The 13,725-nt window shown below is 72.8% G+C and carries 14 protein-coding genes; 12 read left to right on the top strand and 2 right to left on the bottom strand.

The genetic code is table 11. The features are described from left to right. Positions 1-49 precede the first annotated feature (49 nt). From GCE86_RS28165 to GCE86_RS28175, 3 genes are all read left to right on the top strand, one after another. Entirely contained in the window at positions 50-355 is a 306-nt protein-coding gene (locus GCE86_RS28165) for a type II toxin-antitoxin system VapB family antitoxin (RefSeq protein WP_046566293.1), read from the top strand. 31 nt (positions 356-386) lie between these two features. After that, a complete protein-coding gene (locus tag GCE86_RS28170) occupies positions 387-1,547 on the top strand; it encodes an acyl-CoA dehydrogenase family protein (protein ID WP_154229704.1) in 1,161 nt (386 codons plus the stop codon). A 100-nt stretch (positions 1,548-1,647) separates the two neighbouring features. Then, the gene (locus GCE86_RS28175; RefSeq protein ID WP_154229705.1) at positions 1,648-2,412 is read left to right on the top strand and encodes a DUF4230 domain-containing protein; all 765 of its coding nucleotides are present in this window, start codon (positions 1,648-1,650) and stop codon (positions 2,410-2,412) included. A gap of 46 nt (positions 2,413-2,458) precedes the next feature. On the opposite strand, the gene GCE86_RS28180 is transcribed toward GCE86_RS28175, so the two are convergent. Continuing rightward, positions 2,459-2,668: a PspC domain-containing protein gene (locus GCE86_RS28180; protein ID WP_154229706.1), complete on the bottom strand. Its 210-nt coding sequence runs from the start codon at positions 2,666-2,668 to the stop codon at positions 2,459-2,461. 304 nt (positions 2,669-2,972) lie between these two features. On the opposite strand from GCE86_RS28180, the gene GCE86_RS28185 reads away from it, so the two are divergent. From GCE86_RS28185 to GCE86_RS28210, 6 genes are all read left to right on the top strand, one after another. Beyond that, positions 2,973-4,343 carry an L-serine ammonia-lyase gene (locus tag GCE86_RS28185; protein ID WP_154229707.1) on the top strand — a complete coding sequence of 457 codons (1,371 nt, stop codon included), beginning with the start codon at positions 2,973-2,975 and terminating at the stop codon, positions 4,341-4,343. A 64-nt stretch (positions 4,344-4,407) separates the two neighbouring features. Continuing rightward, positions 4,408-5,235 (top strand): ABC transporter permease, encoded by an 828-nt coding sequence (locus GCE86_RS28190; RefSeq protein ID WP_154229708.1) that lies wholly within the window; start codon positions 4,408-4,410, stop codon positions 5,233-5,235. A gap of 1 nt (position 5,236) precedes the next feature. Further along, the gene (locus tag GCE86_RS28195) at positions 5,237-5,980 is read left to right on the top strand and encodes an ABC transporter ATP-binding protein (protein WP_154229709.1); all 744 of its coding nucleotides are present in this window, start codon (positions 5,237-5,239) and stop codon (positions 5,978-5,980) included. Next, a complete protein-coding gene (locus GCE86_RS28200) occupies positions 5,977-7,950 on the top strand; it encodes a DUF5941 domain-containing protein (protein WP_154229710.1) in 1,974 nt (657 codons plus the stop codon). Before GCE86_RS28195 ends, GCE86_RS28200 begins: the two co-directional genes overlap by 4 nt. 16 nt (positions 7,951-7,966) lie before the next feature. Next, the gene (locus GCE86_RS28205) at positions 7,967-10,162 is read left to right on the top strand and encodes a bifunctional glycosyltransferase/CDP-glycerol:glycerophosphate glycerophosphotransferase (RefSeq protein WP_154229711.1); all 2,196 of its coding nucleotides are present in this window, start codon (positions 7,967-7,969) and stop codon (positions 10,160-10,162) included. Between the two features lie 157 nt (positions 10,163-10,319). Then, entirely contained in the window at positions 10,320-11,627 is a 1,308-nt protein-coding gene (locus GCE86_RS28210) for an ABC transporter ATP-binding protein (RefSeq protein WP_154229712.1), read from the top strand. 165 nt (positions 11,628-11,792) lie between these two features. Here GCE86_RS28210 and GCE86_RS28215 read toward each other — a convergent pair whose 3' ends face one another. Further along, positions 11,793-12,143 carry a hypothetical protein gene (locus tag GCE86_RS28215; RefSeq protein WP_154229713.1) on the bottom strand — a complete coding sequence of 117 codons (351 nt, stop codon included), beginning with the start codon at positions 12,141-12,143 and terminating at the stop codon, positions 11,793-11,795. Between the two features lie 189 nt (positions 12,144-12,332). Here GCE86_RS28215 and GCE86_RS28220 point away from each other — a divergent pair, with 189 nt between their 5' ends. From GCE86_RS28220 to GCE86_RS31755, 3 genes are read left to right on the top strand one after another with little or no spacing between them, the layout of a single operon-like run. Beyond that, entirely contained in the window at positions 12,333-13,133 is an 801-nt protein-coding gene (locus GCE86_RS28220; protein WP_154229714.1) for a helix-turn-helix domain-containing protein, read from the top strand. Continuing rightward, the gene (locus GCE86_RS28225) at positions 13,124-13,312 is read left to right on the top strand and encodes a DUF397 domain-containing protein (protein ID WP_154229715.1); all 189 of its coding nucleotides are present in this window, start codon (positions 13,124-13,126) and stop codon (positions 13,310-13,312) included. The genes GCE86_RS28220 and GCE86_RS28225 overlap by 10 nt, the downstream gene beginning before the upstream one ends. Positions 13,313-13,323: 11 nt before the next feature. Beyond that, entirely contained in the window at positions 13,324-13,719 is a 396-nt protein-coding gene (locus tag GCE86_RS31755) for a VOC family protein (protein WP_163636705.1), read from the top strand. The last annotated feature ends 6 nt before the right edge of the window (positions 13,720-13,725 follow it).

Here is a 13,725-nt window from a genome sequence, read left to right on the forward strand (position 1 = left end):
TAGGCTGGCACCGACATCAACAGCCCGGCCGGGGGGAGGGGAGCGTGCCGTGATCTTCAGGGCGGTCCGGGACGGGCGTCCCTACCCGGAGCACAACCTCACGCTCAAGCAGTGGGCCGAGATCCCGCCGCGCCCGCTGCGGCTGGACCAGCTCATCACCACCAAGCGGGAGCTGGCGCTCGACAAGCTCCTCGCCGAGGACTCCACCTTCTACGGCGACCTCTTCCCGCACGTGGTGCAGTGGAACGGCGGCCTCTACCTGGAGGACGGCCTGCACCGGGCGCTGCGCGCGGCGCTCCAGCAGCGCAACCAGATCCACGCCCGGGTGCTGGTGCTCAGCGGTCAGGGCGAGTGACGCGCCCCTGAGTCTTCGTTAAGGTGACGCCATGACCCCTCTCGACCTGCTGGACATCGACGCGTCGCTGAGCGAGGAGGAGCGTCAGATCCGTGCCGTCGTGCGCCAGCTCGTCGACGACCGGGTCCGCCCGCACGTCGCCGGCTGGTACGAGGACGGCCACGTCCCGGCCCGCGAGCTCGCCCGCGAGTTCGGCAAGCTCGGCCTGCTCGGCATGCACCTCACCGGCTACGGCTGCGCCGGCGCGTCGGCCGTCGCGTACGGGCTGGCCTGCCTGGAGCTGGAGGCCGGCGACTCCGGCGTCCGCTCGCTGGTCTCGGTGCAGGGTTCGCTGGCCATGTACGCCATCTGGCGCTACGGCAGCGAGGAGCAGAAGCAGCGCTGGCTGCCCGCCATGGCGGCCGGTGAGGCGATCGGCTGCTTCGGGCTGACCGAGCCGGACCACGGCTCCGACCCGGCCTCGATGGCCACTCGCGCCCGCCGCGACGGCGACGACTGGATCCTGACCGGCAGCAAGCTGTGGATCACCAACGCGCCGATCGCCGACGTCGGGGTGATCTGGGCGCGCACCGACGAGGGCGTCCGCGGCTTCGCCGTACCCATGGACACGCCCGGTGTGACGGCGCGGGAGATCCGGCACAAGATGTCGCTGCGCGCGTCGCTGACCGGCGAGATCGCCCTCGACGACGTGCGGCTGCCGGCGGACGCCCGGCTGCCCGAGGCGACCGGGCTCAAGGCGCCGCTGAGCTGCCTCACCGAGGCCCGGCACGGCATCGTCTGGGGGGCGCTCGGCGCGGCCCGGGACTGCCTGGAGACCGCACTGTCCTACGCGACGACCCGGACCCAGTTCGGCCGGCCGCTCGCCGGCTTCCAGCTCACCCAGGCCAAGCTCGCCGACATGGCGGTCGAGTGGAACAAGGGGCTGCTGCTCGCGCTGCACCTGGGCCGGCTGGCCGACGCCGGAAAGCTGCGCCCCGACCAGGTCAGCGTGGGCAAGCTGAACAACGTGCGGGAGGCCATCGCCATCGCCCGGGAGTGCCGGACCATCCTGGGCGCGAACGGCGTCTCCGGTGAATATCCGGTGATGCGGCACGCCAACAACCTGGAGAGCGTGCTGACCTACGAGGGCACCTCGGAGATCCACCAGCTGGTCATCGGGCAGCGGCTCACCGGGCTCTCCGCGTTCGCCTGAGCTGCGGATTCACCCGATCGGGTCGCTCGGCGAGCGACTGTCGCACGGTGGCCGTACCGTCATTCTCAGTCGATGTGTCGGACGAGGACGGTGAGGGGCGATGGCCCGCGACGGTGACATCAACGAGCCCACCAGGGAGTTCCCGGAATACCCGACCGGCGAGTCCCTCCGGGCCCGGTCGGACGTCCCGTCCGACCCCCGGCCCGGTGGCCCGGCGTCGCCGGGTGCCCCGGCGCGCAGCCTGCTCTGGGTGCTCGGCGCGGCCGCGCTGGCCGTGGTAGTGCTGCTCGGCGTGCAGGCGACCGGCCTGCTGCCGGACTTCCGCAACCCGTTCGCCAAGGAGCAGACCGACCGCAGCCAGCCGCCGCTGCTCAAGTCGATCCGCGACCTGAGCCGCTACGTGGCCGCCGAGGGCAACTTCCAGGTGGTGGTCGACGTGCAGAAGGACCGGCGCAACGTGCCCGAGTTCCTGCTCAACGAGCGCACGCTGTTCGTGGGGGCGGGCCGCATCGAGGCCTACGTCGACTTCGCCAAGATCGCCGACGGGGCGGTGGTGGTCTCCGACGACGGCAAGTCCGTCGAGATCAAGCTGCCCGCGCCGCAGCTCGGCGAGACCGACCTGGACATGGACAAGAGCTACGTCTTCGCCGAGCAGCGCGGCCTCATCAACCGGCTGAACGACCTGGTCGGCGGCGACCCCAACCGGCAGCAGCAGGTCTACCAGCTCGCCGAGGACCGGATCACGGCGGCCGCCCGCGACAGCGGGCTCACCGCCCGGGCCGAGGAGAACACCCGCAAGATGCTGGAGGGGCTGCTCCGCTCCCTCGGCTACGAGAAGGTGACCGTCACCTACACGGCGGCCTGACGCCACCGCCGCCCGCCCCGGGTGATCCCGGGGCGGGCGGCTCGGGTCAGTGGCGGCTGCCGGCGAGGTAGCGGTCCTCGTTCGGCATGAGGATCCAGAGGATCAGGTAGACGATCACCTGGGTGCCGGGCAGCAGCAGCGACAGCAGGAACAGCAGCCGGACCAGGCCGGCCGACATGCCGAACCGCTGGGCCAGGCCGGCGCAGACGCCGGCGAACATGCGCCCCTGGCGGGGCCGGACCAGTTTGCGACTCATCGTCGAACTCCCACTTCTGCGGCGATCCGCCGCGCTGATTCCACGGTAGGAACGGGTGCGCGTCCCGCCCTCGGCCCCGAGGAGGATCGGCGACCCGGGAACCCGTAGGTGCTTTACCCCGGCGGTCCATGACCGATTCACCGGCCGGTCAGCCGGTGACGGTGGGTTGACGGCAGGCGCGGAGGGTAGGCTCGCCGGTCGGGCGCCCACACCCCGGGTGCCGCCCGCCGCCTCCCGGAACCGGGGAGCGGCACACACCGGGCCGTACCCGCACGACGGGGACGACGGCGAGGAAAGTGCAGCCATGATCAGTGTTTTCGATCTCTTCAGCGTCGGTATCGGGCCGTCCAGCTCGCACACCGTCGGGCCGATGCGGGCCGCGCGGACGTTCGTGGCCGGGCTCAAGGCCGACGGCCAGCTCGCCGACGTCGTGCGCGTGCAGGCCGAGCTGTTCGGCTCGCTGGGCGCCACCGGCCACGGCCACGGCAGTGACCGCGCCGTGCTGCTCGGGCTCGAGGGGGAGGCCCCGGAGACGGTCGACACCGACACGGTCGGGCCCCGGGTGGAGCGGATCCGCGCCGAGCGGCGGCTCAGTCTGCTGGGCAGCCAGGAGATCGACTTCGACCCGGACCGGGACCTCGTGCTGCACCGCCGCCGCTCCCTGCCGTACCACCCGAACGGGATGACCTTCGCGGCCTTCGACGCCGCGGGGGAGCAGGTCCGGGCGCGCACCTACTACTCGGTGGGCGGCGGGTTCGTGGTCGACGAGGCGGCCGCCGGGGCGGACCGGATCAAGCCGGACAGCACCCGGGTCCGCCACCCGTTCCTCACCGGCGCGGAACTGCTGGCGGTGACCACGGAGACCGGCCTGTCGATCAGCGAGGTGATGCTCGCCAACGAGCTGTCCTGGCGCAGCGAGGCCGACGTCCGGGCCGGGCTGCTGGAGATCTGGCGGGTCATGCGGGAGTGCGTCGAGAACGGCTGCGCCCACGACGGTGTGCTGCCGGGCGGGCTGAAGGTGCGCCGCCGGGCGGCCGAGCTGCGCCGCAGCCTGGAGGCGGAGGGCGACGCCACCGACCCGCTGCACGCCATGGACTGGGTCACCCTGTTCGCGCTCGCGGTCAACGAGGAGAACGCGGCCGGCGGGCGGGTCGTCACCGCGCCGACCAACGGCGCCGCCGGGATCATCCCGGCCGTCCTGCACTACTACACCCGGTTCGTGCCGGGCGCCTCCGAGGAGGGCGTGATCCGGTTCCTCCTCGCGGCCGGCGCCATCGGGGTGCTGTTCAAGGAGAACGCCTCGATCTCCGGTGCCGAGGTGGGCTGCCAGGGCGAGGTCGGGTCGGCCTGTTCGATGGCGGCCGCCGGGCTGGCCGAGGCGCTGGGCGGCACGCCCGAGCAGGTGGAGAACGCGGCCGAGATCGGCATGGAGCACAACCTCGGGCTCACCTGCGACCCGGTCGGTGGCCTGGTGCAGATCCCCTGCATCGAGCGGAACGCGGTGGCCAGCATCAAGGCCATCACCGCGGCCCGGCTGGCGCTGCGCGGCGACGGGGTGCACGCCGTGTCACTGGACAAGGTCATCAAGACCATGCGGGAGACCGGTGCCGACATGAAGATCAAGTACAAGGAGACGGCGCGGGGCGGCCTCGCCGTCAACGTCATCGAGTGCTGACCCCGAAGGGGTGACCCGGCGCGTCCGTACGCCGGGCCGGGTCGCCCGGGGCGAGGATGGGACGGTGACGTCCGGCGTCGCCGCGCTCTGGTCCGCCCGCACCTCGCTGCGCATCCTGGTCCGGCGCGATCTCGCGGTGAAATACCAGCAGTCCGTGCTGGGCTACCTCTGGTCGCTCATCGAGCCGCTCGGCATGGGCCTGATCTACTGGTTCGTCTTCGGCGTGCTCTACTCCGGGGCGACCCGGCGGCACCTGGGCGACGCGGCCGGGTCGTACCCGCTGTTCCTGATCACCGGGATCTTCGCCTGGATGTGGGCCAGCTCGGCGCTCAGCGAGGCGACCAACGCGCTGACCGGGCAGGCCCGGCTCATCACCACGATGAACCTGCCCCGGCAGGTCTTCCCGATCGGCCGGGTCACCGGCCGGTTCGCGGAGTACGTCGCCGGCCTGCCGATCCTGGTCGCCATCGCGATCCTCTACGCCACGCACGGCCGGATCCACCCCGGCTGGAACCTGCTCGCGCTGCCGCTGGCCGTGGCGGTGCAGTTCGTCCTGCTGATGGGGCTGGCGCTGCTGCTGTCGGCGGGCAACGTGCTGATGCGCGACATCGAGCGTTTCATGCGGCTGATCATCCGGGTGCTCTTCTACGCGACCCCGATCATCTATCCGCTGAATCTCGTGCGGGACTCGGGCATGCCGGCGTGGCTGAAGATCGCGTACGAGCTGAACCCGCTGGTCGGGATCTTCCAGCTGCACCACGCGATCTGGTACCCGGACGAGTTCCCCGACGCCCGGCTGCTCACCGTCAGCGTGGCGGGCAGCCTGCTGGTGTTCGCGGTCGGCTGGTGGTCGTTCCGCCGCCTCGAACCGGCCGTGCTCAAGGAACTGTGAGATGGCGGCGATCATCGAGGCGGACGGGCTCGGCATCCGGTTCGTCCGCAACCGCCGCCGCCAGCTCCGGCTGCGGGAACTGCTCATCCACCGGGGCGCGAGGGACCCGGACGCCGGCCGGTTCTGGCCGCTGCGGGACGTGTCGTTCCGGATCGAGCCGGGCGAGACGGTCGGCGTGGTCGGGCGCAACGGCACCGGCAAGAGCACGCTGCTGCGGCTGATCGCCGGGGTGCTCATCCCCGACGAGGGGTCGATCCGGGTGCACGGCCGCGTGGCCCCGCTGCTGGAACTCTCGGCGGGCTTCTCCGGCGACCTGACCGGCCGGGAGAACCTCTACCTGGTGGGCGGCCTGCACGGGCTGTCGCCGGCGTACCTGCGGCGGCACTTCGACGAGATCGTCTCGTTCGCGGGTGAGCAGGTGGAACGCGCCATCGACACCTCGGTCCGGCACTACTCGTCGGGCATGAAGGTGCGGCTGGGCTTCGCGGTGATCGCGCACCTGCCGCACCCCGTGCTGCTGGTCGACGAGGTGACCGCGGTCGGGGACGCGGAGTTCCGCGCGAAGTGCTATGCGACCATCGAGCGACTTCTCGCGGAAGGGCGCACGCTGGTGCTGGTGTCACACAACGACAAGGACCTCACCCGGTTCTGCCGTCGGGGGCTCTACCTCGACGCCGGGCGGCTGACCGTCGACGGGACGATCGACGAGGCGCTGCAGGCGTACGCCGGCGCGACGCAGCGGTGACGCTCGCGATCGTGCTCGCCGCCGGGCCGGCGGCGGGCCTGACCACCGAGGCCGGGGAGCGCCTGGCCGACCGGCTCGCCGGGCAGTGGCGCCGGGCCGGGGCGGACGAGGTGCGGGTGGCCGCCGACCTGTCCGAGCTGGCCGACCTGGTGGCCGCCGCCACCGGGCCGGTGCTGGTCAGCGGGGCCGACCTGGTGGCGCACACGGCCGTACTCAAGCACCTGGCCACCAGCCCGGTGGGGCCGACGGTGGCGCTCGTGCTCACCGATCCGCCGGCCGCCGGGCAGGCGAGGGTCCGCGAGGAACGCGGCCAGGTGGTGGCGGTGGACGACCCGGCCGGCGCGACCGCCGTGTTCGGCGGCGCGCTGCGGGTCGGTCCGGCCGACCTGCCGGCCCTCGCCGCCGCGGCCCGCGCGGTGGCCGGGTCCGCGACCGGCGGCCCGGCGCCGGCCCCGGACGGCCCGGCGTCCGCGCTGGACCGGACCGTCGCGGGCCTCGTCGGCTGCGGCACCCTGGTCTTCGCCCACCGGGTACGCCTGCTCGTGGCGCACCGCGTCGGCGACCCGGCGGAACTGGCCGCGGCGCAGGCCGCCGTGGCGTCCGTCGACGAGGACCGGGCCGAGCTGCGGCTGTCGGTGAAGGAGCGGGACGACTTCTTCAGCACGTTCTTCGTCAGCACCTGGTCCCCGTACCTGGTGAAGGTCGCCGCCCGGATCGGCCTGGGCCCGACCGCGGTCACCATGATCTCGGTGGCCTTCGCGGTGGCGGCGGCGGTGCTCTTCGGCACCGCTGGACGGCCCGCGCTGGTGGCCGGTGCGGTCCTGCTCTACCTGGGCTTCGTGCTCGACTGCGTGGACGGCCAACTGGCCCGCTACACCCGGCACTTCAGCGCCTGGGGCGGCTGGCTGGACACGATGGCCGACCGGGCCAAGGAGTACGTCGTCTACGCCGGTCTCGGCTATGGCGCCACGCACGCCGGCTTCCGGTACGGCTGGGCGCTGGCGATCGCCGCCATGACCCTCCAGACCGTGCGCCACATGACCGACACCTGGTACGGCGTGCTGCACGACGAGGCGGCCCGCCGCCCCCGCGCGGTGACGGGTGACGCGGGCGGCATCGGCGGGAAGCTGAACGCCGCCTCGACGAAGGTGCAGGCGGACACCGGCTCGGTGTCCTACTGGCTGAAGCGGACGGTGGTCTTCCCGATCGGCGAGCGGTGGGCGCTCATGGCGCTCGCTGCCGCGCTGTTCGGGCCGCTCGTGGCGCTGTGCGCCGTGCTGGTGTGGGGGGTGCTGGCGTTCGCGTACACCGGGGCCCTGCGCACCCTGCGGGCGCGGTGGATGCGGGTCCCGGTCATGGGCACGGTCGACGCCGGGCTGCACCGGGACGACGGGCCGCTGGCCCGGACGCTGCCGGCGGCCGGGCGGTTGCCGGCGGTGCGGCAACCGCTGGTGCTGGCGGTGCTCGGCGCGCTGGGCGCGGCGGGCCTGCTGCTGTGGGCGCTGCTGACGGTCCACGCCGGGGACGACCTGCCCGGCTGGGCGGTGGCGTTCGCGTTCGTCGTCCTGCTGGGCGGGGCGCTGGGCGCGCGGAGCGCGCACGGCGGGCCGCTGGACTGGCTGGTCCCGGCGGCGCTGCGGGCCGGCGAGTACCTGTTCGCGATCGCCGTCGGGGTGGCCGGGCGGGCGTCGCCGTGGCTCATCTTCGGGTACGTCTTCGTGCTGACCCTGCACCACTACGACCTGACCGCCCGGCTGGAGAAGCGGCAGGCCGCCCCGCCGCTGCACGCCGCATCGCTGGGCTGGGAGGGGCGTTCGGCGCTGCTGACCATCGGGTCAATCGCCGGAATTGCGAGCATCGCTCTAGCTACACTCGGTGCGTACCTTCTCGTGGTTTTTGTCGCGAGCGTGGTCCTCGCCTGGGTGGTCCTGCCGGCCCGCGCCCGTGGGGGTGACCGCTCGCCGGGCTGACGGAGGGCCGGCCGGGATGACCCTGATCAGCTTCGTCGTACCGGCCTTCAAGGTGCAGGGTTACCTGCGGGAGTGTCTCGACTCGATCCTCGACCAGCCGTTCGACGACGTCGAGGTGATCGGGATCGACGACGCCTCCCCGGACGACAGCGGCGAGATCCTGGTCGAGTACGCCGAGCGCGACCCCCGGGTGCACCCGGTCCGGCTCGCCGAGAACGTCGGGCTCGGTCCGGCCCGCAACATCGGGCTGGACCGGGCCACCGGCGACTACGTCTGGTTCGTCGACGGCGACGACTGGCTGGTCCCCGGTTGCCTGCCGCACGTGGCCGATCGGCTCCGCGCCACCCGCCCCGACGTGCTGATCGTCGACCACGTGCGGGCGCACTGGAACAACGTCGGCACGCGCAGCGCCATGCGGGACGTGTTCCCGGAGCCCCCCGGCGAGGCGACCTTCCGGCTGCGGGAGCGGCCGGAGACCCTGCGGCTGCTGCACACCGCCTGGAACCGGCTGGTCCGCCGGGAGTTCCTGGTCGCGCAGGGGCTGCGCTTCGCACCCGGCTGGTACGAGGACGTCTCGTTCAGCTATCCCGTGCTGCTGGCCGCCGATCGGATCGGCGTGCTGGACCGGGTCTGCCTCAACTACCGGCAGCGCCGCACCGGGGCGATCACCCGCACCCGCGGCGACCGGCACTTCGAGGTCTTCGCCCAGTGGCACCGGGTGTTCCGGCTCATGGACCAGTGGGGTCCGGCCGTGGTGGACGGGCTGCGTCCGGCCGTCTTCGAGCGCATGATCTGGCACTACCTGACGGTGCTGGGCAACGGCCAGCGGATCGCCCCCGAGCTGCGGCCGCCGTTCTTCGCCCAGATCCATGCCGACCACGTGCGTTTCCTGCCGCCCGAGGGCTACCCCGTTCCGCCCGGCCTCGAAGGGGTGAAGCACCGGCTCGTGGCAACCGGGCGGTGGCGGGTGTTCAGCGCGCTCCGGGTCGCCCACCAGGCCGAGGAGCGGGCCCGGCGCTCCGCCCGGCGGGCCAAGCGCCGGGTGCTGCCGGTGGCCCGGCGCAACGCCCGCCGGGCCCGGGACGCGGCGCTGCGCGAGTACTACCGGGCCGAACTGCACCGCCCGCTCGACCCGACGCTCGCCGTCTACGCCGCGTACTGGTACCGGGGCTACTCCTGCAACCCGGCCGCCATCTACACGGCCGCCCGCCGGCTCGCCCCGCACGTGCGCGGCGTCTGGATCGTCCGCCGGGACCGGGTGGCCGGGCTTCCGCCCGGCGTCGAGTACGTGGTGGCGGGCACGCCGGACTACTACCGGGTGCTGGCCCGCGCCCGCTGGCTGGTCAACAACGTCAACTTCCCGGACTTCGTCCGCAAGCGGCCTGGGGCCGTGCACGTCCAGACCCACCACGGCACTCCGGTCAAGGTGATGGGCCTGGACCAGCAGCGCTATCCGCTCGGAGCCGTGGGCATGAACTTCGCGAACCTGCTGCGCCGCGTGGACCGCTGGGACTACAGCATCAGCTCGAACAGTTTCTCCACCCAGATGTGGGAGCGGGCCTACCCGGCCGACTACACCACCCTGGAGGTCGGCTACCCCCGCAACGACCGGCTGGCGCTGGCCACCGACGAGGAGTGCCGCCAGGTCCGCGCGGGGCTGGGCATCGGCCCCGACGAGTACGTGGTGCTCTACGCGCCGACCCACCGCGAGCACCTGCCCGGCTGGCGGCCGCCGTTCGACCCGGACCGGCTGCGTGACGTGCTGGGCCCGTCGGGGCGGCTGCTGATGCGCAGCCACTACTTCCACGACCGGGAGCGGCAGTTGCGCGGCGGCGTGGCCGACGGCGCGGTGCTGGACGTGAGCGGGTACGACCGGGTGGAGGACCTGTACCTCGCCGCGGACGTGCTGGTCACCGACTATTCCTCGGCCATGTTCGACTACGGGGTGCTGGACCGGCCGATCGTGGTCTATGCGCCGGACTGGGACGCGTACCGGGTCTCCCGGGGCGTCTACTTCGACCTGCTGGCCGAGCCTCCGGGCGCGGTCGCCGTCGACTTTCCGGGGCTGCTCGACCTGTTCCGCAGCGGCGCGGTGCGCGGGGCGGCGGCCGAGCAGGCGCGGCAGCGGTTCCGGGCCCGGTTCTGCGCGCTGGACGACGGGCACGCGGCGGAGCGGGTGGTCCGTCGGGTCTTTCTGGACGAACCGGCCTGAAAACTGGTTACTGAGCGGTCGCTTTACCGATGGAAGACCGCCAATCTCATTAATGGTTCTTTCACAAGGTGAACATGGCACGTTTACCTGATGCGCGGAGGCCATGATCCTGGTCACAGTCATTCCCGGGTTCGGCCGAGAGCTGGGGAGGCAGACGGTGACCACCGTCGCGCTCAAGGATGTCACCAAGGTGTTCCAGGACGGGACAGTCGCGGTGGACACCATCAATCTGGACGTCAACGACGGCGAGTTCATGGTCCTGCTCGGCCCCTCGGGCTGCGGCAAGTCCACCGTGCTGCGGATGGTCGCCGGGCTGGAGGATCCCACCTCCGGCGCGGTGATGCTGGGCGGCGAGGTGGCCAACGACCTGCCGCCCCGGGACCGGAAGATCGCCATGGTCTTCCAGGACTTCGCGCTCTACCCGCACATGACCGTCGGGGACAACATCGGCTTCCCCTTGCGGCTCTCCGGCATCGAGCCGGGGCCGCGCGGCGAGCGGATCCAGGACGTGGCGAGCGCCCTGGGCATCGGCGACGTCCTCGCGCGCAAGCCCAGCCAGCTCTCCGGCGGCCAGCGGCAGCGGGTGGCCATGGGGCGCGCCATAGTGCGCCGGCCCGGCCTGTTCCTCATGGACGAGCCACTCTCCAACCTGGACAGCGGCCTCCGCGCCGAGCTGCGCGCCGAGATCTCCGGGCTGACCCGCGAGCTGGGCGTCACCACCATCTACGTCACGCACGACCAGGCCGAGGCGCTGACCATGGCCGACCGGGTCGCCATCATGCGCAAGGGCGTGCTCCAGGACGTGGGCACCCCCACCCAGGTGTACGGACGCCCGGCCACCCTCTACGTCGCCGCGTTCCTCGGCAGCCCGCGGATGAACCTGCTGGAGGCGTCGGTCTACGTCCACCTCGACCGGTACGTGACGCTGAACCTCGGCGAACAGGCGCTCTACCTGCCCTGGGACGACATCCGCAGCCGGGCCGTGGCGCACTACCACGGCGAGCGGATCGTGGTCGGCATGCGGGCGGAGGCGCTCACCCCGGTCACCCCGGACGCCGCCGGCGACGTGCTGCACGGCCGGATCCGCTACCTGGAGCACCACGGCCACGAGTCGCTGGCCTTCCTCGACATCGGCGCCACGGCCATCGTGGTGGACGAGATGGGCAGCCGGGGAGAGGACAGCGCCTCCGGCCAGCGCGGCCTGCGCAGGTTCGGCCAGGTCATGCAGCGGCTCGCCGGGCGGGCGGCGGACGCGCCGGTCTCCGCCGCACCGAGCGGCGGCGGGAGCCGGACCAGCGTGCTTCCCGACCCGGGACGGCACCACCGCCGTCCGGCGGAGCTGGCCGTACGGCTGGCCCCGTACCCGGCGGTGTCGGCCGGGCACCCGCTCACCGTTCAGGTGCGGATGGACGCCCTCCACTTCTTCGACGAGCGCGGCGACCGGATCGACATCGGCTGGCGCTGACGGGTCCGGCGGTGGAGCCTTCCGCCGCGGCTCCCCGCCGCGCAGGGGCGCCTGTGGCGTCGCGGGCCGGGTGTCCGGGCGGGAGTTCGGGTCGGCGTCGTTCACCCGTTGCGGGTCACGCTACGTCACGCGAGGCCCCGCCCCGGGGCGATCTCGTCCGCGCCGCTACGGCGGGTCCACGGCGGGGCGACGGTAGGGGCCCCAGGCCACGAACCGGCGGAACAGGTCGGCCGGGGCCGGGCCGTCGTCCGGGTTGAGCCGGTAGAGGTCCCGGGCGGCCTCGTGGAGCAGCCCGCACAGGTAGAGCGACAGGCCGATCTGGTCGTCCGCGTACTCGGCCTTGAGCAGCAGGCGGGCCTGCGCGCAGGGCCACGGCTGCCCGCAGGCCCGGCAGCACCACACCGGCCGTAGCGGCGTGTGCGGTGGCGCGTGCGACGGGTACGCCCGCGGCCGATCCACCGCCCCGCCCGCGCAGTCCGTCGTGGTCGGTTCGTCCGCTCGACCGGAGGGGTGCATGCGCGCCTCGTTTCGTGGTGGGGGTGGGCCCGCCCCGGCTCGGGGGATCGGGACGGGCCCCGGAGCCGGCCTCGACGGGTACGGACGACTCCGCTGCGTGACAGTCTGGTCACCTGGACGCTAGGTTCGGAAGCCGTTCCGCCCCCACCAGCCCGGCCCGGCCGCCCCCCGTTGTGCAGAGGTGTGCAGATGAGCCGGATGCCGATGCTGGAACTGTTCGCCGGTGAGCTGCGCCGGCTGCGCGGCGACGCCGGGCTGTCCCAGGAGGCGTTGGGCGAGCGGGTCAACTACTCGGCCTCGCTGGTCGTGGCGGTGGAGCAGTGCCGCCGCCCGCCCCGGGAGGAGTTCGCGCAGCGCTGCGACGAGGTGTTGCGGGCGGGTGGCCTGCTGGTCCGCATCCGGGACGCGCTGATCCGCGAGAGCCTCATGCCGTGGTTCCGCGAGTGGGTGACCATCGAGCAGGAGGCGACCACCCTGCGCAGCTTCCAACCGCTGGTGGTTCCGGGGCTGCTGCAGACCGAGGCGTACGCCCGGGCGCTCTATGAGGGGGCGGCGCAGCTCGCCGGTGACGAGATCGAGCAACCACTCGCCGCGCGGCTGGCCCGCCAGGCGGTGCTGGACCGGCCCGGGCCCCCGCAGTTCGTGGCCGTGCTCGACCACAGCGTGCTGGAGCGCCCGGTCGGCGGCCCGAAGGTGATGCGGGAGCAGTTGCGGCACCTGGTCGAGGTGGGCCGACGGCCGCGGGTCCACCTGCACCTGGTGCCACACGGCACCGGCGCCTACCCGGGGCTGAACGGCGCCTTCGTGCTCGCCACCCCGCCCGACGGCGACGACGTGGGCTACCTGGATAACCAGTTGCAGGGCACCATCGTCGAGCGGACCGTGGAAATAAACTCCCTGCGGCAGATCTGGGAGTCCGTGCGGGCGGAGGCCATGCCGCACGGTGCCACCCTGGCGGCGATCTCGGAGGCGGCGGAGCAATGGAACTGAGCGGCGCCATCTGGCGCAAGAGCACCCGCAGCAGCGGCAACCAGGGCGACTGCGTGGAGGTGGCGGACAACCTGCCCGGCGTGGTGGCCGTGCGGGACAGCAAGGACCCGCAGGGGCCGGCGCTCGCCTTCAGCCCGGCGAGCTGGGCGGCCTTCGTCGCGCACGCCAAGCGCCGCTGAGGGGTGACGGGATGGGGACGGTGGTCCGCAACGTCGCGTTCGACTGCGCCGATCCCTACGCGCTGGCGCAGTTCTGGAGCCGGGTCTTCGACTGCCCGGTCGACCCGGAGTTCAGGCCCGGCGACGAGGAACTCGTCATCGAGCCGCCCGACGGCGCACGGATCTACTTCCAGCGCGTGCCGGAGCCGAAGACCGTGAAGAACCGCGTGCACATCTGCCTGGAGCCGGATGTGCCGCGCGACCGGGAGGTCGAGCGGATCCTTGCGCTGGGTGCCACCGTCGTCGCCGACCGGCGCGAGCCCGACGGCAGCGGCTGGGTCGTGCTGGCTGACCCCGAGGATAACGAATTCTGCGTGCTGCGCAGCGACGCCGAGCGCGCCCTTGCCGGGCAAGTTACTGCCGAGTAGCGTCTG

It is taken from the genome of Micromonospora terminaliae (assembly GCF_009671205.1).
In the GTDB taxonomy this organism is placed as follows: domain Bacteria; phylum Actinomycetota; class Actinomycetes; order Mycobacteriales; family Micromonosporaceae; genus Micromonospora; species Micromonospora terminaliae.